The organism is Rubrivivax albus (assembly GCF_004016515.1).
GTDB classification, from domain to species: Bacteria; Pseudomonadota; Gammaproteobacteria; order Burkholderiales; family Burkholderiaceae_C; genus Rubrivivax; species Rubrivivax albus.
Genome location: NZ_SACT01000002.1, coordinates 921,616 through 941,504 on the forward strand (window position 1 = coordinate 921,616; position 19,889 = coordinate 941,504).

A 19,889-nucleotide genomic window follows, 5' to 3' on the forward strand; every position below is an offset into this window, starting at 1 on the left:
CCCGCCTTCTTCCGTCACCATGGGTTCATGGCGCCGGGCATCCGCGCGTTCCGCCGCATCGGCTTTCCGGCCAAATCGGCCTGGGTGTCGCTGGCTTTCCTGCTGCCGATCGTGATGCTGACGGTGTCGCTGTGGCTGACCGCGTCGCAGAACATCGCCTTCTCTTCCAAGGAGCGCGTCGGCGTCACCTATGCGCGTGAGCTGATGCCGCTGTTGGACGCGGCGCAGAACCGCCGCCGGGCGTCGGCCGCCAACGCGGCCGACCTGCCGGAAGCGCAGCAACGCGTGGCCAAGGCCCTGGAGGCTGTGGCCGGGGTGCAGGCACGGCATGGCAAAGAACTGGCGACCGACGAGGCCTGGGCTCTGGTCCAACGACTGCAAGCCGACGTGGTGGGCCAGCCGGTGCGCAGCGACGCCTCGGCCACCTTCGCCGCCCACACGGCCTTCATCGATGCCGTCTTCGCGCTCCTCGACGACGTGGCCTACAACTCCAACCTGACGCTGGACCCGGACGTCGACACCTACTACCTGATGGACGCGGCGCTGTTCAAGCAGCCGCAGCTCATCGAGCAGCTCGGCCAGATGCGCGGCATGGGCAACGCGCTGATCCGTGCCGGTACCAAGACGCAGGCCCAGCACGACCTGGTGACCCGTGCGCAGGCCTTTGCCCTGGCCCATCAGGCCGGGATCGAGGCCTCGCTGGCGCGGGCCGTCGCTGCCGATGCGTCGATCAGCGACGAGATCCGCACCGCCAAGGCGGTGGCGGCGAGCCGGGACTTCCTGGCCCTGGTCCAGGCCAACGTGATGGGTGACGTACCAACCGGCGATGCAAAGGCCTTCGTGGCCGCAGGCAACCTGGCGATCGGAGAGCACTACGCAAGCGTCGGCCGTGTCTTTGACGCACTGGATAAGCGTCTGGCGGCACGCCTGTTCGGCCTGAACCGCACCCTGTACCTGCAGCTCGGGATCTCGCTGTTCGGCGTGGCCGTGGCCGTCTACATGCTGGTGGCCTTCTATCGCGTGACCCAGGGGGGCATCAGCGAAGTGGCGCGCCAGCTCGATGAGATCGCCAAGGGCAACCTCACGCTGCAGCCGCGCCCGTGGGGGTCGGACGAAGTCGCCCGGCTGATGAACACGCTGGCAAGCACCCTGGAGGCCCTGCGGCAGATCGTCGGCCAGGTGCGCGCCGGTGCCGGCGAGATCCAGACCGCGAGCCAGGAAGTCGCATCGGCCTCGCTGGACCTGTCTCGCCGGACCGAGGAGACCGCCAGCCACCTGCAGCGCACGTCGGCGGCGATGACGCAGATCGGGACCACCGTGCAGCAGACAGCGCACACCGCGCAGGGCGCGTCCAGCCTGGTGGCCAACAATGCCGATGTGGCCTCCAAGGGCGGTGACGAGGTGGAACGGGCCGTGGCCACGATGGACAGGATCCGCGAGTCGTCGGCCAGGATCGGGGAGATCATCGGCACCATCGACGGCATCGCATTCCAGACCAACATCCTGGCGCTCAATGCCGCGGTCGAGGCAGCACGCGCCGGCGAGCAGGGCCGCGGCTTCGCCGTCGTCGCCAGCGAGGTGCGGGCGCTGGCCCAGCGCTCCGCCGGCGCGGCGCGGGAGATCAAGTCGCTGATCGGTGTCAGCGTGGACCAGGTGGAGTCCGGTGCCTCGGTGATCGGCCAGGCCGGGCAGACGATGCGCCAGATTGTCGACAACGCCAACGGCGTCAAGCAGCTGATCGCCGAGATCAGCATCGGCGCCAGGGAACAGACCAGCGGGATCGCCGACGTCAGCCAGTCGGTCGAGCAGCTCGATGCCATGACCCAGCAGAACGCGGCCCTCGTCGAGGAGACCGCCGCCGCCGCAGCGTCGTTAAAGGACAGCGCCGAACGCATGAACCAGGCGATGGCGTTCTTCAAGACCGCTTGATCCACCCGCCACCCACCGGTACGCCCACGCCCACCGCGGCGGACCAATCGAGGAAGCCCCCATGCGCAAGAACCTGCCCGTCACCCAGCAGGAATACCCACTCCGGAACGGCCAGACGCTGGTGTCCGTGACCGACCTCAAGGGACGGATCATCCACTGCAACCAGGCTTTCGCCGAAGCCAGCGGCTTCAGCGCGGCGGAACTGCTCGGCCAGCCGCACAACCTGGTGCGCCATCCGGACATGCCCGAGGAGGCCTTCCGGGACATGTGGGACACCATCGCCGGCGGTCTGCCCTGGCAGGGCCTGGTCAAGAATCGCCGCAAGAATGGCGACTTCTACTGGGTGCTGGCCAATGCCACGCCCATCAAGGCCGGTGAGCAGATCACGGGTTACCTCTCCGTTCGCACGGTGCCCGACCGCGCCGCCGTTCAGGCCGCGGAGGCGCTGTATGCCCGCATGCAGCAGGAGGCAGACAGTGGCCGCCTGAAGACCGGGATCCGGCGCGGTCAGGTCGTGCCCCTCGGCCTGATCGGGCGGACGCTGCATGCGGTCAGCGCCCAGGTGCGCCGCTGGGGCGTCGGCGGCGCTGCCACGCTGGGCGCCGTGTTCCTCTCGGCGCTAGCCGCACAGGCGCTGCCGGCGGCCCTGTGGGTGCCGGGCGCGCTGGCCATGGCGGCAGCGGCGTGGGTGCTGAGCTATGGGCGCAGCCAGCGCGAGCTCGGGTCGCTGGTGCAGGACGCACTGCAGCTGGCTGCCGGCGACCTGGCCCATGGTGTGAGGACGGGCGCGCCGGGGCAGTTGGGCCTGGCCCAACTCGCGTTGTCCCAGGTGGGCGTGAACCTGCGGACGACGATCGGCGACGTGCGCGCCGAGATCGACAACGTGCGCCATGCCGCCGAGGAGATCGCGGCCGGCGGGCAGGACCTGTCGGCGCGCACCGAGGCACAAGCCAGCAGCCTGGAGCAGACGGCGGCCTCGATGGAGCAGATCAACGGCACCGTCCGCGGCACGGCACAGCATGCGTCAACCGGCGCCTTGCTGGCCGGCAGCATGGGCGAGGTCGCGCAGCGCAGCGAACGCGCGGTGCAGGAGGTCGTGACGTCCATGGGCGCGATCCGCGAGTCGTCCCAGCGCATCAGCGACATCATCCAGGTCATCGAAGGCATTGCGTTCCAGACCAACATCCTCGCGCTGAACGCGGCGGTGGAGGCGGCCCGCGCGGGTGAAGCCGGCCGCGGTTTCGCGGTGGTGGCGTCCGAGGTGCGCGCGCTGGCACAGCGGACGAGTCAGTCGGCCAAGGAGGTGCGCAGCCTGATCGCGACCTCGTCGGAGCGCGTCGATGCCGGGGTGCAGCACACCGAGACTGCCCAGCGCGCAATGAGCGAGGCCCTGGGCACGGTCGGCGAAGTCTCCGCGACGCTGGAGTCGATCAATGCGGCGACATCGGAGCAGCTCGCGGGTGTGGGGCAGGTCACCGAGGCCGTGACGCACCTGGACGGTGTCACCCAGCAGAACGCGGCGATGGTCGAGCAACTCGCGGCCGCCACGGGTTCGCTGCAGCAGCAGGTGGTCACCCTGACGCAGGCGATGCGCCTGTTCCGGCTGAGCAAGACCGACAGCACGATCTGCGACAGCGACGCGGTGGACCTGCGTCGCAGTGCCAAGGCCAGTGCGGCTGACGCAGCGTTGCCCGTGAACGCCAAGGCCGGCCCGAAGGCCGCAACGGCGCCTGGGCCGCGATCGGCGGGCAAACCTGCCGCCGCGCCCGCCCCGGCCCCGGCGTCGGCCGATGAAACGGAGTGGACGGCCTTCTGAGTAGCCCGCCTGGGCCGGTCGTGCCGCGGCGGCACCAACCCCGCACACCGCACACCCGCATGGCACCCGATGCTCGTGTCCCAGCGCGTGGTGTAGGTCCACAGCCCGGACGTGCTGGATGCGCGCTACTCAGCGAGCCACAGCGGACAGCCGAGTCGGCACAGTATCGCTGACGGTCTGCAGGCCCTCAAGCTGCATGTAGCGACGATTCAGGCTCCACTCGTCGTTCTGCTCGAGCATCATGGCGCCGACCAGGCGCACGAGGGCTGCGTCGTTGGGGAAGATGCCCACGACGTTCGTTCGTCGCTTGATCTCGGCGTTGAGCCGCTCCAGCGGGTTCGTGGAGTAGATCTGCGTCCAGTGCGCGCGTGGGAAGGTCATGAAGGCCAGCACATCGTTCTCGGCCTCGTCCATCAGCGCACCGAGCTTGGGGAACTTGCCGCGCAGCTGGTCGGCGACGGTTCGCCACTGCGCTCGTGCCGCCTCGGCCGAGTCCTGCACGAACACCGTGCCGATGGCCGCGCTGACCATGCGCCGCTGGGTCTTGCCGGCGTGGGCCAGGGCGTTGCGCATGAAGTGCACGCGGCAGCGCTGCCAGGTGGCCTTGAGCACCTTGGCCGCGGCGGCCTTGATGCCCTCGTGGCTGTCGCTGATCACGAGCTTGACGCCCCGCAGGCCGCGGCGGTTCAGGCTGCGCAGGAACTCGGTCCAGAACGGCTCGGCCTCGCTGGCGCCGACCTTCAGGCCCAGCACCTCGCGCTGGCCATCGGTGTTGACGCCCACAGCGACTATCACCGCCACACTCACGATGCGCCCGGCCTCACGCGTCTTCACGTAGGTCGCGTCGATCCACAGGTAGGGCCAGTCGCCCTCGATCTGCCGGTTGAGGAACGCGCCGACCTGCTCGTCGAGTTCGCCGCACAGCCGGCTGACCTGGCTCTTGGAGACGCCGCTCATGCCCAGGGCCTTGACCAGGTCGTCCACCGAGCGGGTCGAGATCCCGTGCACGTAGGCCTCCTGGATGACGGCTGTCAGCGCCTTCTCGGCCGTGCGCCGGGGCTCCAGGAACTCCGGGAAGTAGCTGCCGCGACGCAGCTTGGGGATCTGCAACTCGACGCTGCCGGCGCGGGTCTCCCAGGTGCGGTCGCGGTAGCCGTTGCGGCTGTTCAGCCGGGCACCAGGGGCCTTCTCGTCGTAGGGGGCGCCGCAGCGCCCCTCGACGTCGATCTCCATCAGGCGCTGGGCCATGAACTGCACCATCTGGCGCAGCACGTCGATGTCGGCTCCCTTCTCGGCGAGCTCGGTCAATGCCATAGTGGCGGTGGTCATCGTGGTTTCCTTTGCATGGACAAGGTTGGATTTCGCACCTCAACCCTATCCGGAATCACGATGGCCACCCCTGACGGGATGGCCGCCACAGCTTCGCGGCAAGCCGCTACGCAGTGGTTGGACTTACACCACTTCCTGGGACATCAACAAAGTGAGTCACTTGACTCCAAGAAGGCGCTCGAACGTCAGTCGGTGGTTCGCCGCGATGAATAGCCATGGCGAGTGGTCCTTACGCCGCCAGCGAGCATCGCCCACATCAGCACTTCGTTCCAGCAGTCGGTGGCCCAGGATGCCCGGGGCACCGTGCACGACCGGAAACAGCAGCACGGCCAGCTTCCACATCCCTGGCGCCGACAACGCCAGCGGAATCCAGGCAAGCCCGGCCAAGGTCCCGCCGATGTGCAGTGCGACGTTCACGGGGTGACGGTGTTCCGGCAGAAAGACCTCTCTGTAAAAGGTTTCGAAGGGGACGCGGGTTGAGCTCATTGGGGATCACTCCAGTCTTGGGCAGATTCAGACGGCGCAGCGGTTGAGCTGCGGGTCAACGTGATCGCGTGTTTGGGGCACGCGCGGATGCAGTCGCCACAAGCGGCGCAGGCCTCTGGGCGCACGACGAAAGCCTGGCGATGGCCATGTGCCAGCGCCTTGATCCGCCCGACCCAACTGAGGCCCGAGCGCTCCGCCGGGCCGAGCAGGCCCATGGCCAGGACGTCGAGTGGACAGGCTTCGACACAGGGGCCCTTGCCTTCACATCGGTTGCGGTTGATCCGCGGGATGAACAGCCCTGGCGCTTGGCGGCAGTGCGAGGGGTGTAGTGCTGCGTTCGTCATGTGTGGCATCATGCGAGCAATTGCTCGCTTTAGCTACTCGCGTTTCGAGTCTTCAATGCCCCGCGTTCAACTTCGCGCCCGCAAGCTGCCCAGTCAGGCACGCTCGCAAGCGACCGTCGAAGCGATCCTCGCCGCGGCGGCTCGCGTTTTGGCCGAGCGGTCGTTGGCTGGCTTCAATACCAACCGGGTGGCCGAGGTCGCGGGGGTCAGCGTCGGATCGCTGTACCAGTACTTTCCCAACAAGGACGCGCTCGTCGTCGCGCTCATCACGCGTGAGCAAGAGAAGTTGGCCTCGTCACTCGAAGCGGCGGTTCAGTCGTGTGCAGGCCAAAGCCTGCGTGATGGGCTGCTGGCGCTGGCACGTCTGGCGATCGAGCAGCAGTACAGCGACCCGATCTTCGCTGCCGCGCTGGACCACGAGGAGCGCCGCCTACCCATCGGCGCCCGCATGCGCAGTCACGATCAGCGCCTGGGGGCAGCCGTCATGGCCTTCCTTGTGATGCACCGCTCGGTGCTGCCTCCTGAACGTGTGGCCGGCGACTCAGCGAAGGACTTGCTGCTCATCACCCGTGCGCTCGTTGAAGCCGATGCGCAGGTCGCGACGAAGCCGCCGGCAGACCTGGAGGTTCGATTGGTGCGGGCGTTGATGGGCTACTTGATGACTCCCTAGCCCGACCTTCTCGCATAGGCTTTACGGGCCTACCGGCAGATCTCCGCTTGACCCGGATCGTTGACGCCGAGCGCCGACTCTGCGGCAAGAGCTACAAACTGGAGGAGCGACCTCCCCAGGAGCGGCCCGTCACCGCGCATAGTGCTTTCAAACGCCTTCGAGGTCGGCCTTAGGCGGTCCTGCGCTGGTCTGAGGTGCTCGGATTTGGCGACCATGACGTCGCGCAAGGCTGCTTTGGTAGGCCCGTCAGCGCACACGAGCGCTCATGTCGCTCGCGGGCGATCTCGTTCTCAGGGTTGGCCCCACTTCCGATAGTGCCGGGTCGTGTCCAGCGCGTGGTGTAGGTCCACAGCCCGGACAGGCTGAGATGCACGCGGTGCTCAACGCTGCACTGCTGGCAGGCGAGCCGGAGCAGTATCGCTGAGGGTTTGCAGGCCTTCAAGCTGCATGTAGCGGCGCTGCAGTGCCGTAAGCGTGACCCCAAGGCCCTCTTGACGCGACCGAGGTCAGGTCAGATGTCCACCACGTGCCGCAGCAGCGCGAACCCCACGCGCCAGGTCATGCCATCGCCGGGGTCGATCGTGGCCGTGCGCTGGTTGATGCGCACGATGGTGCCGACGACGGTGTTCAGGTGCTTGTCCTCGAAGGCCACTTTCTCGCCGCAGCGGAAGTCGTTGCGGCCGGCACGGGGAGCCGGCGGCGGCTCGGGCGCGGTAGCTGGCTTCGCGGTTCCCTGCGCTGGCGGCTCCACCGCGGTGTAGGGCACCGTCCACGAACTGCGCGTGCCATCCTCGTGCACGCTCAGCTGCGTGTCCTTCATCGCGATGATCTTGCCCACCCGCATGCGGCCATCGCGCCAGTCCATGAAGCGCACGGTCTGGCCCATGTGCAGATCCTTACGCACCTGCACGATGCGCCTGGGATCGGCCAGCATGCGCTCGATCACCGAGTTCAGCTGGAACAGTTGCAGGTTGCTGGCGTGCTGCAGCACCTCCAGCAGCCGCGGGTCGACGCCCGGATCGTTCATGCCGCCATCTTGCCGCGCTCTTGTCGATGCAGCGGCCGGCCGATGTTCCACGGCAGCAGTTCGTCGATGCGGTTGATCGGATGCTCTGCGATGCGCTCGAACACCTGGCGCAGGTAGTCCTCGGGATCCAGGCCGTTGAGCTTGGCCGTCTCCACCAGGCTGTAGAAGGCTGCCGCGCGTTCACCGCCGGCGTCCGAGCCCATGAACAGGTAGTTCTTGCGTCCCAGGCTCACGCCGCGCAGCGCGCGTTCGGCCGCGTTGTTGTCGATCTCCAGCCGCCCGTCATCGACGTAGCGCGTCAGCGCCTTCCAGCGCCCAAGGCTGTAGCCGATGGCCTGGGCGATGTCCGACTTGGCCGACACGCGCGTGAGCAGCTCTTCGAGCCACTGGCGCATCTGTTGCAGCAACGGTCCGGCGCGCGCCTGGCGCTGCGCCTTGCGTAACTCCGGTGCCTGGCCTCTGATGTCGTCCTCGATCTCGTAGAGCTCGCGGATGCGCTGCAGTGCCTGCCCCGCCAGGCTGAGCGGATCCCGGCCCGTGCTCAGGAACAGCTCCCACCACGGCCGGCGGGCATGCGCCCAGCACGCCACCTCCTGAACGTCGCCGGTCGCATACAAGCGCGGCCAGCCGCTGTAGGCGTCGGCTTGCAGCGCGCCCTTGAAGCCGCGCAGGTGCGCTTGCGGATGCTCGCCGCCGCGGTCGGGCGAGTAGGCGAACCAGGCGGCCCGCGGGGCGGTGTCGCCGGCCGGGCGATCGTCGCGCACGTACACCCACAGCCGGCCGGTGCGCGTCTTGCCGGTGCCCGGCGCCAGCACCTTCACCGGCGTGTCGTCGCCGTGGATCTTGTCGTTGGACAGCACGTAGCGTCGCACAGCTTCCACCAGCGGGTCGATCAGCTCGTCGCCCTTGTCCACCCAGCCGGCCAGCGTGGAGCGGTCGAGCTCGACGCGCTCGCGGGCGTAGATGCCGCTTTGCCGGTACAGGGGTTGATGGTCGCAGTACTTGGCGACCATCACGTGCGCCATCAACGCCGGCCCCGGCAGCCCCCGGGCGATCGGCCGGCTGGGGGCTGCGGCCTGGAACACGCGCTGGCAGCTCACGCAGGCCAGCTTCGGTCGGATGTGCCGCAGGACCTTGAAGTGGCCGGGCACGTACTCCAGTTGCTCGGACACGTCCCGGCCGATCTCGCGCAGCCGCCCGCCGCACTCGGCGCAGCCACAGGGCTGGCCTGCCGCGTCGTGATGCTCGGCGGTCGCCTCGGGGCGGTGCGTGTGGGGCTCGCGCGGCAGATGCACGGGCAGGCTGCGGTCCGCGGGGAGGTTGTTGGCCGCAGGCGACACGGGCGCTGCAGCCGGCTTCTGCGGCGCATTTCCATCCAGTACTGCAGCTTCCAGCAAGGTGCCTTGCGGGCCCCACTCGCCGTCTGCGAAGCGTTCGCTGGCGCTGCCGAACAGCATGCGGTTGCGCCGGGCTACCTGCAGCTTCAACTTCTGCACCAGCAGCTTGAGCATGTGGATCTCGGCATCGCGCGCCTGCACCACCAGGCGCAGCGCATCGACGCTGTCGGCGGCTTCGGTGGGTGGGGTGGCGTCGTGCTGCACTGGCATCACTGTGCCCAGCGGCATGCACGCTGGGCACCCGGGGGTTCCCCGAGGCGAGTTCATCCAGTACCGGCCGCGTACTCGAGTGCTTACTCAGGCCGCCAGGTTGGGGACGTGCGTGCGCAGCGGCATGCGCCAGTCGATGCCCTCCAGCAGCATCGACAACTGCGCCGGCGTCAGCGCCACGCCGCCCGATGTCGCTTGTGGCCACACGAAGCGGCCGCGCTCCAGGCGCTTGGCCAGCAGCATCAGGCCCTGGCCGTCGAACCACAGCACCTTGAGGATGTCGCCGCGCCGGCCACGGAAGACGAAGACGTGGCCGCAGAAGGGGTTGGCCGCCAGTGCGCTTTGCGCAACTGCGGCCAGGCCGTCGAAGCCCTTCCTCATGTCGGTGTGGCCGGCGACGATCCACACCCGCGTGTTTGCGGGCAGGCCGATCATGGCGCCGTCTCGCGCACGCAGGCCAGCACCATGCGCAGCGTCGCAGCAGCGGTGCCGTCGCGCACGCGCACGATGGCGCCGCCAAGTTCGATCTCGACGGCTGCGATCGACTCACGGGTGGCCGCCGGGACACAAGCCTGGGCCACGATGCTGGCTGGTCTGAGGTGCTCGGATTTGGCGACCATGACGTCGCGCAAGGCTGCTTTGGTAGGCCCGTCAGCGCACACGAGCGCTCATGTCGCTCGCGGGCGATCTCGTTCTCAGGGTTGGCCCCACTTCCGATAGTGCCGGGTCGTGTCCCATCGCGTGGTGTAACTCCACAGCCCGGACAGGCTGAGATGCACGCGGTGCTCAACGCTGCACTGCTGGCAGGCGAGCCGGAGCAGTATCGCTGAGGGTTTGCAGGCCTTCAAGCTGCATGTAGCGGCGCTGCAGTGCCCACTCGTCGCTCTGCTCCAGCAGCATCGCACCGACCAGTCGCGTGATGGCGCGGTCGTTGGGGAAGATGCCCACCACGTTTGTGCGCCGCTTGATCTCGGCGTTCAGCCGTTCCAGCGGGTTGGTGCTGTGGATCTGCAGCCAGTGCGCCTTGGGGAAGTCCATGTAAGCCAGCACCTCGTGCTCGGCGCCGTCCATGAGCTTGCCGATCTTCTCGAACTTGCCGCGCAACTGGTCGGCGACCACCCGCCACTGCTCGTGCGCACCCTTGGCGGTGTCCTGGGCGAAGACGGTTGCGATCGCAGCGCTGACCATGCGCCGCTGCGTCTTGCCGGCGTGGGCCAGGGCGTTGCGCATGAAGTGCACGCGGCAACGCTGCCAGGTGGCCTTGAGCACCTTGGCCACGGCGGCCTTGATGCCCTCGTGGCTGTCGCTGATCACGAGCTTGACGCCGCGCAGGCCGCGCCGCGTGAGGCTGCGCAGGAACTCGGTCCAGAACGGCTCGGCCTCGCTGGCGCCGACCTTCATCCCCAGCACCTGGCGCTGGCCGTCGGTGTTGACCGCCACCGCCACTATCACCGCCACGCTCACGATGCGACCGGCCTCGCGCGTCTTGACGTAGGTCGCGTCGATCCACAGGTAGGGCCAGTCGCCTTCGATGGGGCGCTCCAGGAAGGCACTCACGCGCTCGTCGAGTTCGCCGCACAGCCGGCTGACCTCGCTCTTGGACACGCCGCTCATGCCCAGGGCCTTGACCAGGTCGTCCACCGAGCGCGTGGACACACCGTGCACATAGGCCTCCTGGATGACGGCCGCCAGGGCCTTCTCGGCGGTGCGCCGGGGCTCCAGGAACTCCGGGAAGTAGCTGCCGCGACGCAGCTTGGGGATCTGCAACTCGACGCTGCCGGCGCGGGTCTCCCAGGTGCGGTCGCGGTAGCCGTTGCGGCTGTTCAGCCGGGCACCAGGGGCCTTCTCGTCGTAGGGGGCGCCGCAGCGCCCCTCGACGTCGATCTCCATCAGGCGCTGGGCCATGAACTGCACCATCTGGCGCAGCACGTCGACATCGGGTCCCTTCTCGGCCAGTTCGGCCAGTGTCATCATGGGTGCGGTCATCGTGGGTTTCCTTTGGACAGGTTGGTGGGTCGCACCTCAACCTTATCCGGGGCCACGATGGCCACCCCGATGGCGGGACGGCCGGCGCCGCGCGCGGCAAGCCGCTACGGGTTCGGCCCTACGGGCCTCACCCTCCGCGGCTTGCCGCGCGCGAAGGACTTACACCACTTCTTGGGACACGAGCTAGTGCCGCGCTGACGGGTCGCGCGACGCCGCCCCGGCTGCGGTTTGGCGTTGCAGCCCAGGGGAGGTGTTTGTGACGGCCGGCGCGGCTCAGGTGGCTTCAGTCTTGCCCCGCCTCGCGCGCTCGGCCCCTGGGCGGCGGCTGCGGATCCAGCCCCAGGTGGGTGAGGATCTTCTCGATGACATGCCGCTCGAGAATGGCCGCGATGATCTTCAGTTCCCCGACGCCGCAGTTTGGGCAGTGATGCATGTCGATGTCGAAGATGCGCTTGAGAAGCCGCGCCCAGCCGATGCGGTGAGGCCCGGTCGGGACCGTCTGGACCTCGCACTCGGCGGGCGCCGCGCCTTCGCTGGCCGGCTCTTGCACCTGCGGCCCCTGCGGCACCACCCGCGCGCGCAGCTTGGCGTTCGGGGCCAACACGCCGTGAAAGCGTATGAGGTGCAACCTTGGCCGCGGCACCAGCGCGGCCAGCCGCTGCATGAACTCCAGCGGGCTCATGACCAGGTGCGTCGTTCCATCGCGCCAGGGTGTCTTCAGCTTGAGCTCGACCTGCCCCGCGGCGTTGAGCTGCACGCGCTGGTCCGATAGCGCGGGGCGGGTGATGTAGCGGCACAACTGCTCCAGCCGCTTGCGGTCGTGCGCTTCCACACGCACCGCGGCATGCAGGCTGAAGCCGTCGATGTCGGCGCACAGCGGCTGACGCGCCCAGTCCTCGCGTGGCAACGCTCCACGCAAGGTCAGCACCTTCTGCCCGGCGCGCGGGCCGAAGGCGATCCTGTAGGTTACAGCCGCGGCCTGCAACGGCCGCAGCGTGCGCGCCTCCTCCCCGTCGGCATCCGGCTCGGCCAGGTAGGTCTGGCCCATGTCCACGACCAGCACGCCCCGGCGCGTGAGCATCTTCATGAGCCGGGCAATGATGGTGTGCAGCAGTGCACTGAGCTCGTCGTCGGTCGGCGCACCCGCCTCGATGAAACCGGGCACGCCATCGGCGTCGCAGCGGTACACCCCGTCCAGGACCAGGCAGTGGAGGTGGATGTTCAGGTTGGCGGCCGACCCAAAGCGTTGTATCAGCGTGACCGCGCCGCCATAGCCTTCGTCGGCCTGGAGCCCGGCAGCGTCCAGCAGATGTCGCGTGAGCACGCGCTGCACCACCTGCAGCACCGGCGTGACCAGTTCGGGCTGTGCGGCCATCAGCACGCGCAGCGGGATCGGCAGCGACAGCACCCACTGCCGCACCGGCACATGGGGGATGACGTGGTCGACCAGGTGCGCCGCGGTCTGCGACATCCGCCGCGCACCGCATGACGGGCAGAACCCCCGCCGCTTGCAGCTGAACGCCAGCAGCTTGTCGTGGCCGCACTCGCAGCAGCGCAGGCGCAAGAAGCCGTGGGCCAGGATGCCGCACTCGAGGAACGCGTCGAACTCGTCCTTGATGAACCTCGGCAACTCGGCGCCTGTGCTGGCCTCGGTGTGCGCGATGAAGCTGGCCGCGTGCTGCTGCACCAGGCGGTACAGCGTGGTCTGCTCGGGGCGGTGGCGCTCGTAGTGCAGCGGCGCGCCATCCGGCGCCCGCTGGGGTTGCTGCGCCGTGGCTCGCACGTTGGGCTCCCGGTGGTGTGAGCCCGCACGGTCTCAAGCCGTGCTCCGTGCCTCAATCGCCTTGATGGCTGCCCGCCGACGTGTGCCCTCCGTCGCGGGGCCTACTTCGGGTGACAGCGAGGTTGCCCGACCTGCAGCTTCAGGGCGGCGAGATCGGGACGGCCCATGTCTCTTCAGGGTCGACTCCTGCCGACCGTCTCGGCGATCGCACTGCCGTAGACCGGTCGCTGACTGACCGTTGGCCGGGCACTGGCACGGTGCGGGCGGCGGTCTCAGTTCGAACCGAACTCCTCGCCCAGAATCGCAAGGACGTCCTGACGCTCACCGAGCAGTCGGACCACGTCCAGATGGTCCCCTCGCTCAAAGTAGCACCACAACAGCGGAAACTTCCCCACCCGCCAGGTCCGCAACCCTGGGATGCCCAGCAACTTCCCGAGCCTCGGCGAGCCGATGCCCGGTTCGATTTCGACTTGGTCGAGCGCCTCGTTGGTAGCCTTGGCCACCTTCACCGCCAGGCGGGTGCCGCCCTCCTTGCGGTAGTACCGGACCTCGCCTTGCTGATCGCGTAGCGCCTGCGGGCGCAGAACCGCCGGCTTCAATCGATCTCGCCGCGAGCGATCGCCAACAGTTCCTTCTCGTCCGCCTTGGTGCGACGACGGCCGGGCCCGGATGCCAGCCCTTCTTCGATGAGGTCTCGAAGCCGCTTCTTGGCCTGCTCTTCCTGATCCCGGCGGACCAGGTCGCGGATGTACTCGCTGGTGTTGCCGTAGTTGCCGGCAGCGACGCGGTTGTCGATGTACTCGCGCATCGACTCGGGCAACGCAAAGCTCATGGTTTGGCGGCTCATCCAGGCATCTTGGCCGGTTTGACAACGGTTGTCAATTTTGCCGGCCGGTACTCTTTTCGTTCGACAAGTGCTGCCGCATGCCTCGGACTCCCGTTTCTTCCTGCTGCTTCGCGCGATCGAGGCCACTGGCTCGCTGCGCAAGGGCGCGCAGACCGCCGGCTACAGCTACAAGGGCGCATGGACAGTACTTGACGCTGGCAGCGACTGGGCCAGGGGACCCCTGATCGAGTCCTCGGCGGGTGGCTCCCGCTCTTCCGGCACGCGCCTCACCGAGGAGGCCCGCGTCTTGCTCAATGCCTACGATGCGCTGAAGGAGCGGCTCGGAGGCTTCCTGGACGAACAGGAGGCGTGGCTGCTCGAACAACCCGACATTGCTCAACTGCTCAGGAGGTACGCCATGAAGACCACGGCACGCAATTAGTTCCCCGGCAAGGTCACCGAAGTCGAGATCGGCCCGGTGACGGCGCAGGCCACGCTGACGACGCCCGCGGGGTTCGAGATCACCGCAACGATGACGGCTGCGGCCGCGAAGAAGCTGAAGCTGAAGCAGGGCGTCGATGCGATCGCCTTGATCAAGGCTTCGGCCGTCGTGCTCGTGACCGACTTCGCCGGCTTCACCTTGTCAGCCCGCAACCAGCTGGCAGGCACGATCTCGCGTGTCGACAAAGGGGCCGTCTCTTCGCTGATCGGCCTGACGCTGCCAGGCGGCACGATCCTCACCGCCAGTGTCACGAACGACGCAGTCGATGCCTTGGGCCTCGCCGTGGGCCAGCCGGCCACCGCCGTCTTCAAGGCCTATGCCGTGATGCTCGCGGTGGCCACGGGCTGAGGATTGCGTTCACCACAGCTTGTGAAGCTCGACGCTGCGAAGGCCTCGCACGTAGCGCGGCCCCGTTGCGAGATCGTGGCGGGCGAGCAGCGCGAAGGACCCTGCATTCCCCGGCAGCGCGCTGCAGGGACCGGCGAAGGCCACGACGATCCCGCGGCCAAGCGGCGAGTTGAACACCTCGGCCCACGAGAACAGCGCACGGTAGCCTTCGTGGCCTTCGGCGACGATGGCCACGCGCTTGAAATCGGTCCGCCGCTCGAAGGCCGGTTGCGCGAGGTCGATCAGGTCGCACAGGCGCACCGCCCGGAGCGGCGGCAGGACGCCGTGCGATCCGTCGAGGGTGCAGACCACATCGAAGTCGTCCACCTGGAGCCACTCCATGGCGTCGAGCTGGCTCGGCTCCAGTCGCAATGGGCGGCGCACCCAGCCGCCGAGCTCCAATCGAGGCACCGGGGTGCACGCGGCGCGCAGGCGCGTGACGCGGGACGATTCCTGTTCGATCACGAGGTCGCTCATGGGGGTTCTCCTGGGGGCACGAGGCGGTGGCTGATGGATGATGTAGTCAGGTACATCATGTGAAGGTGGCAATGCAAAGGCGATGCCACCCAGCGAACTGACTCCTTCCACGAGGCACAACCATGACCGGCACTGGAATCGACGACCATGCTCTGTCGGAATTGCTCCGCGAGGATGTTCCGTTTGGCGACTTGACGACAGGCTGGGCATCGCGGACCGGCCGGCCGAAGCCAGCTTCCACGCGCGCGGCACGATGGTGGTGTGCGGCACCGAAGCTGCCGCACGGATGTTCAAGCTCGCCGGCGCGACCGCAGAGCTGTGTTGCGCCAGCGGCGACAGGGCCGCACCTGGGCAGTTGCTGCTGCGTGCGCAAGGCCCCGCAGGAGCCCTCCACACCGCCTGGAAGATGGCCCAGACACTGGCCGAGGCCCTGTCGGGCATCGCGACGGCGACGGACGCCATCGTGCAGACCGTGCGTGAAGCGGGCTTCGCCATCCCCGTGGCCTGCACCCGCAAGAACTTCCCTGGCACGCGGCGCTGGAGCGCGCTGGCAGTGCGCGCCGGCGGTGGCGTGATGCACCGGCTGGGCCTGTCAGAGACCCTGCTCGTGTTTCCGGAGCACCTGGCCTTCGTCGGGCACGACGATCGTGCCGCGACGCTCGCGGCGCTCAGGCGCAGCCAGCCAGAGAAGCGGCTCGTGGTCGAGGTCGGCAGCGAAGACGACGCGCTCGCGATGGCGCTAGCCGGGGCCGACGTGCTGCAGCTCGAACGCTTCACCCCGGACCGGCTGGCGGCGCTGCGGCAGACGCTGCGCACGCAGGGCCTGCAGGCCCAGCTCGCTCCCGCGGGGGGCGTCACGGTGGCCAACGCAGCGGCCTTTGCCAGCGCAGGCGCCGATTTCCTGGTCACCTCCGCACCCTACTTCGCGCCGCCCGCCGACATCCGTGTGTCATTGGGCCCGGCTGCGGGCTGAGGGCGGCCTGCGCCGGCGCTCGGCTGGCATCGGCGGCTTCGAGGTGCGCTCGCCCTGATGACCAGGCCCGGCGGCCTTGGCCACTGAGCAGTGGGAAGCCCCTTGCCAGTGGGTGCGGCGGCGCCCTCAGCCAGCGCCCAGGATCGGGTACGCGTCCACCCATTGTCGGGTGTCGATGAGCGAAGTCGATTCGGGCAGGCACACCAGCGCATCAGCCTCGGCCAGGCTGCGCAGCGACGCTGACCCCTGCTCGGCAAGGAGCTTGGCGACGTAGGTGCCGTCGGCGGCCTGCAGCAGGCGCGCACGCGGGAACTCGGTACGTCCGGATCGCTTGCTGACCGGTTCCGCCAGGCGGACGCGCAGGCTGCGGCGCGACCAGAATCGATCGCTGGCCAGTGCCGCAAGAGCCGGCCCCGCCAGCACCTGCAGACAGACCAGCGCGGCCACCGGATTGCCGGGCAGCCCGAAGATCGGTACGACCGGTCCATTGCCGTGCACGGTGCCAAAGCAGAAGGGCTTGCCGGGTCGCATGCGCACCCCTTGCAGGAGAAGCCCGCCCATGCCGGACACGGCAGCCGCAAGGTGATCTGCATCTCCATGGCTGGCCGAGGCGCTGGCGACGATCGCATCGGCACCCATCACGCCGTCGGCGAGCCCCTGCCACAGCGCCTGGGCGTCATCCCCGACGCAGCCGAGGTCGACGACATCGGCCCCGCAGCCCTCCAGCACGGCCCGCAGCGCGAAACGGTTGCTGTCGTAGATGCAGCCGGCGTCCAGCGGCTGCCCGGGCTGGCGCAGTTCGTCACCGGTGGACAACAAGGCCACGCGAGGCCGTGGCAGCACCTCCACATGGGCGCAGGACAGCGACGCCAGAACACCCAGATCCGCCGCACGCAGGCGACGGCCCGCAGGCAGTGCCACCGCGCCCTGCGCCACGTCCTCGCCGCGGCGGCGGCAGTTCGCACCAGGCATTACCGGGCCGCGGGTGACGTGGAGGTAGCCGTCGATCAGGTCGCAGCTCTCCAGCGGCACCACCGTGTCCAAGCCGTCGGGCATGGCGGCGCCGGTCATGATCCGCACGCAATGGCCTGGCGGCACGGCACGCGACGGCGAGACCCCGGCCAGGACGGTGCCCGCCATGACGGGCCACGCCGTGGAATCCCCGGGCGCCAGGTCCGTCGATCGCAGCGCATAGCCATCCATCGCCGCGTTGTCGTGGGGCGGCAGCGCCAGGGGCGCGCGAAGCTCGGCCGCCAGCACCCGGCCCTGCGCCGCGGACAGCGGCACGCGTTCATGGCCAGGGTCCTGGGCGCAGAGGTCGCGCAGCGTCGCCGAGATGATCACGAGCGCTTCGGCCACGGAGACATCGCTTGCGACTGCCTGGCGAGGTGTGGCAGCCGGCGTCACGGTGGCGCCACGTCCGAGCTGACGAAGGCCCAGCGGATCGGCGACCGCCCGTCCGCCGCGCGCGCTGAATCCGCGTCGTACCAAGCCCGCAGCCGCGCGCGCGCCGCATCGTCGAACGGCCCTGTGGACCAGGCCACCGCTTTTGCAACTTGGCACACCCTGTGCGGTACTCAGAAGGGCGGCTGCCTCACAAGGGGCTGCCGTTCACCCCTATTCATCAGGAGACACCATGACCGCCCAGGAAGTTCAGGCGCTGATGCAAGATTCTTCTCACGTACGGGGTGAGTTATCTCAGCTCAACACAGCTAGGTTTCACTTGATATAGACGTTATAAAAATGTGAACCTTCCACGCAGGGCCTCCGCTAGGCTCTGCGTACCCCAACGGCTATGTTGGGCCATTCACCCCCTATACACCGAGCGAGGACACCATGAAATTTATCTCCCTGATGGGTATGGCATTGCTGTCAGTCAGCGGCCTGGCCCAAGCCCAGTCCACCCCCATTGAGCAATGGCAGATCATTGAAGGCAAAGGCCTGACCGACAACTATGTTTACCTCGGCATGAGCCGCAAAGAGGCCAACACCCGCACCACCAATGGCAACTGCAGAGGCAAGGTCACCCAATGCAGCTTCCGTGGGCAAGACAACGTGGAGGCACCGGTGATCACCCTCTTCTTCAATAAGAAGAACAAGGTCACCGACATCAACATCATCCAGGGCGGAGCGATCTCTTGGCCCACCACGGCCGGTGTGGTGGACGGCATGACGCCAGAGCAGGTGCAGGCCCTCTACCCAGGCTCCGTCATTCAGCAAGCCGACCCCTTCACCCGCGTGGTGGTGGCCGCACGCCAGGGCTATCGCTACAGCTTCAACCAGGTGTGCAACTCTGACGACCAGTGCCCCATCTTCACCTATCACTCGGTCTTCAAGCGCCAGAAAGCGCAGTAATCGGCCGTAGGCGCAGCCTGTGGGGCCGCGCCCGGCCGGGGCACCGATAATGGCGGCTCCAGCACCCGCGCCAGCGGCCACTTTGGCTTGCGGCCGGGTGCGCTACTTTTGCCCAAGCCGCCCGCCCGGGCCGCTTCTTGCCCATGTCCGCCGAACTCGCCGATCAGGTGCGCCGCCGCCGCACCTTTGCCATCATTTCCCACCCTGACGCTGGTAAAACCACGCTGACGGAAAAGCTGCTGCTGTTCTCGGGCGCGATCCAGATCGCCGGGTCCGTCAAGGCGCGCAAGGCCAGCCGCCATGCCACGTCGGACTGGATGGAGATTGAAAAGCAGCGGGGCATCTCGGTGGCCTCCTCGGTGATGCAGATGGAGTACCGCGACTGCACCATCAACCTGCTGGACACTCCGGGCCACCAAGACTTCTCGGAAGACACCTATCGCGTGCTGACCGCGGTGGACGCCGCGCTGATGGTGATTGACGCGGCCAATGGCGTGGAGCCGCAAACCCGCCGTCTGCTGCAGGTCTGCCGGGCCCGCAACACGCCCATCCTGACCTTTGTGAACAAGATGGACCGCGAGGTGCAAGACCCGCTGGCCCTGATGGACGAGATCGAGCGCGAGCTGGGCATGACGGTGGTGCCCTTCACCTGGCCCGTGGGCATGGGCAAGCACTTCCACGGCGTGATGGACCTGCGCAAGCAGCAAATGCGCGTCTTCAGCCCCGGCGAGGACCGCGTGGCCGGTGACGAAGAAGTGCTGGACGGCCTGGACCACCCCGAATACGCCCAGCGCTTTGGCATGCAGTTTGAGCAAACCCAAGGCGAGATCGAACTGAGGCGCGAGGCCGCGCCCGAGTTCAACCTGGACGACTTTTTGGCCGGCAAGCAGACGCCCATGTTCTTTGGCTCGGCCGTCAACAACTTTGGCGTGCAAGAGGTGCTGGACGCGCTGGTGGGCGCATAGTGCTTTCAAACGCCTTCGAGGTCGGCCTTAGGCGGTCCTGCGCTGGTCTGAGGTGCTCGGATTTGGCGACCATGACGTCGCGCAAGGCTGCTTTGGTAGGCCCGTCAGCGCACACGAGCGCTCATGTCGCTCGCGGGCGATCTCGTTCTCAGGGTTGGCCCCACTTCCGATAGTGCCGCGCTGACGGGTCGCGCGACGCCGCCCCGGCTGCGGTTTGGCGTTGCAGCCCAGGGGCTCACGGTCTTACACCACGCGCTGGGGCACGACCATGGCGTGTTGGCCCACAGGCAACTGACTGGCTGTCAACGCCGAAGTAAATCTGACCCACTTTGCCGGGTTGTCGCCGAAGTAAATCTGACCCACCCAGGCACGATGGATCGCGCTGCTCGGACGCGCAGGGCGTAGCCCGAAGCGGCCGAGCAGCGCG

At 68.0% G+C, this 19,889-nt stretch carries 20 protein-coding genes and 2 pseudogenes; 8 read left to right on the plus strand and 14 right to left on the minus strand.

All coding sequences use genetic code 11. The annotated features are described in order from the left end of the window. Positions 1-27 precede the first annotated feature (27 nt). Positions 28-1,929 (plus strand): methyl-accepting chemotaxis protein, encoded by a 1,902-nt coding sequence (locus tag ENE75_RS10435; protein WP_128198189.1) that lies wholly within the window; start codon positions 28-30, stop codon positions 1,927-1,929. A gap of 61 nt (positions 1,930-1,990) precedes the next feature. Next, positions 1,991-3,745 (plus strand): methyl-accepting chemotaxis protein, encoded by a 1,755-nt coding sequence (locus tag ENE75_RS10440; protein ID WP_128198190.1) that lies wholly within the window; start codon positions 1,991-1,993, stop codon positions 3,743-3,745. A gap of 129 nt (positions 3,746-3,874) precedes the next feature. Here the strand turns inward: ENE75_RS10440 and ENE75_RS10445 are convergent, their stop codons facing one another. From ENE75_RS10445 to ENE75_RS25795, 3 genes are all read right to left on the minus strand, one after another. Then, a complete protein-coding gene (locus ENE75_RS10445; protein ID WP_128198191.1) occupies positions 3,875-5,074 on the minus strand; it encodes an IS256 family transposase in 1,200 nt (399 codons plus the stop codon). Positions 5,075-5,230: 156 nt separating this feature from the next. After that, positions 5,231-5,560, minus strand: coding sequence for a DUF962 domain-containing protein (locus tag ENE75_RS10450; protein WP_158288910.1), 330 nt, complete (start codon positions 5,558-5,560; stop codon positions 5,231-5,233). Then, on the minus strand, positions 5,557-5,916 hold the full coding sequence (locus tag ENE75_RS25795; RefSeq protein ID WP_375138476.1) for a 4Fe-4S dicluster domain-containing protein: 360 nt from the start codon (positions 5,914-5,916) through the stop codon (positions 5,557-5,559). The genes ENE75_RS10450 and ENE75_RS25795 overlap by 4 nt, the downstream gene beginning before the upstream one ends. 43 nt (positions 5,917-5,959) lie before the next feature. Between ENE75_RS25795 and ENE75_RS10460 the strand changes: the two genes are divergently transcribed. Next, complete coding sequence (locus tag ENE75_RS10460) at positions 5,960-6,574, plus strand: TetR/AcrR family transcriptional regulator (RefSeq protein ID WP_128198194.1); 615 nt, start codon at positions 5,960-5,962, stop codon at positions 6,572-6,574. 511 nt (positions 6,575-7,085) lie between these two features. Here the strand turns inward: ENE75_RS10460 and ENE75_RS10465 are convergent. The 8 genes from ENE75_RS10465 to ENE75_RS10500 all read right to left on the minus strand — a co-directional run bounded on the left by ENE75_RS10465 (position 7,086) and on the right by ENE75_RS10500 (position 13,824). Further along, positions 7,086-7,601, minus strand: coding sequence for a hypothetical protein (locus ENE75_RS10465; protein WP_128198195.1), 516 nt, complete (start codon positions 7,599-7,601; stop codon positions 7,086-7,088). Further along, positions 7,598-9,208: an IS66 family transposase gene (tnpC, locus tag ENE75_RS10470; protein ID WP_128198276.1), complete on the minus strand. Its 1,611-nt coding sequence runs from the start codon at positions 9,206-9,208 to the stop codon at positions 7,598-7,600. The genes ENE75_RS10465 and tnpC overlap by 4 nt, the downstream gene beginning before the upstream one ends. A gap of 87 nt (positions 9,209-9,295) precedes the next feature. Further along, positions 9,296-9,643 carry an IS66 family insertion sequence element accessory protein TnpB gene (gene tnpB / locus ENE75_RS10475; protein WP_128198196.1) on the minus strand — a complete coding sequence of 116 codons (348 nt, stop codon included), beginning with the start codon at positions 9,641-9,643 and terminating at the stop codon, positions 9,296-9,298. Then, positions 9,640-9,828 (minus strand): hypothetical protein, encoded by a 189-nt coding sequence (locus tag ENE75_RS10480; RefSeq protein WP_128198197.1) that lies wholly within the window; start codon positions 9,826-9,828, stop codon positions 9,640-9,642. The genes tnpB and ENE75_RS10480 overlap by 4 nt, the downstream gene beginning before the upstream one ends. A 166-nt stretch (positions 9,829-9,994) precedes the next feature. Then, positions 9,995-11,194, minus strand: a complete 1,200-nt coding sequence (locus tag ENE75_RS10485) for an IS256 family transposase (protein ID WP_128198198.1) — start codon at positions 11,192-11,194, stop codon at positions 9,995-9,997. Between the two features lie 283 nt (positions 11,195-11,477). Then, positions 11,478-12,977 (minus strand): transposase, encoded by a 1,500-nt coding sequence (locus tag ENE75_RS10490; RefSeq protein ID WP_199232261.1) that lies wholly within the window; start codon positions 12,975-12,977, stop codon positions 11,478-11,480. 272 nt (positions 12,978-13,249) lie between these two features. After that, a complete protein-coding gene (locus ENE75_RS10495; protein ID WP_128198199.1) occupies positions 13,250-13,576 on the minus strand; it encodes a type II toxin-antitoxin system RelE/ParE family toxin in 327 nt (108 codons plus the stop codon). Continuing rightward, positions 13,573-13,824, minus strand: coding sequence for a type II toxin-antitoxin system ParD family antitoxin (locus tag ENE75_RS10500; RefSeq protein WP_011804706.1), 252 nt, complete (start codon positions 13,822-13,824; stop codon positions 13,573-13,575). Before ENE75_RS10500 ends, ENE75_RS10495 begins: the two co-directional genes overlap by 4 nt. Before the next feature lie 67 nt (positions 13,825-13,891). Between ENE75_RS10500 and ENE75_RS25690 the strand changes: the two genes are divergently transcribed. Continuing rightward, positions 13,892-14,245, plus strand: a complete 354-nt coding sequence (locus ENE75_RS25690) for a winged helix-turn-helix domain-containing protein (RefSeq protein ID WP_233259007.1) — start codon at positions 13,892-13,894, stop codon at positions 14,243-14,245. A 12-nt stretch (positions 14,246-14,257) separates the two neighbouring features. Next, positions 14,258-14,653 (plus strand): annotated as a pseudogene (locus ENE75_RS25800) (TOBE domain-containing protein); the annotation flags it as partial. A 9-nt stretch (positions 14,654-14,662) separates the two neighbouring features. Here ENE75_RS25800 and ENE75_RS10510 read toward each other — a convergent pair. Next, a complete protein-coding gene (locus ENE75_RS10510) occupies positions 14,663-15,169 on the minus strand; it encodes a hypothetical protein (protein WP_128198200.1) in 507 nt (168 codons plus the stop codon). Between the two features lie 82 nt (positions 15,170-15,251). Between ENE75_RS10510 and modD the strand changes: the two genes are divergently transcribed. Beyond that, positions 15,252-16,142 carry a ModD protein gene (gene modD / locus ENE75_RS10515; RefSeq protein ID WP_233259009.1) on the plus strand — a complete coding sequence of 297 codons (891 nt, stop codon included), beginning with the start codon at positions 15,252-15,254 and terminating at the stop codon, positions 16,140-16,142. Between the two features lie 126 nt (positions 16,143-16,268). Here modD and ENE75_RS10520 read toward each other — a convergent pair whose 3' ends face one another. Then, positions 16,269-17,501, minus strand: coding sequence for a molybdopterin molybdotransferase MoeA (locus tag ENE75_RS10520; RefSeq protein WP_128198201.1), 1,233 nt, complete (start codon positions 17,499-17,501; stop codon positions 16,269-16,271). Positions 17,502-17,978: 477 nt separating this feature from the next. Between ENE75_RS10520 and ENE75_RS10525 the strand changes: the two genes are divergently transcribed. After that, positions 17,979-18,497, plus strand: a complete 519-nt coding sequence (locus ENE75_RS10525; RefSeq protein ID WP_128198202.1) for a hypothetical protein — start codon at positions 17,979-17,981, stop codon at positions 18,495-18,497. 143 nt (positions 18,498-18,640) lie between these two features. Beyond that, positions 18,641-19,453, plus strand: a pseudogene (locus tag ENE75_RS10530) (GTP-binding protein); the annotation flags it as partial. A 252-nt stretch (positions 19,454-19,705) separates the two neighbouring features. Here ENE75_RS10530 and ENE75_RS25295 read toward each other — a convergent pair. Beyond that, positions 19,706-19,889: hypothetical protein (locus ENE75_RS25295; RefSeq protein WP_233259010.1), on the minus strand; the 184-nt coding region annotated here is incomplete at its 5' end.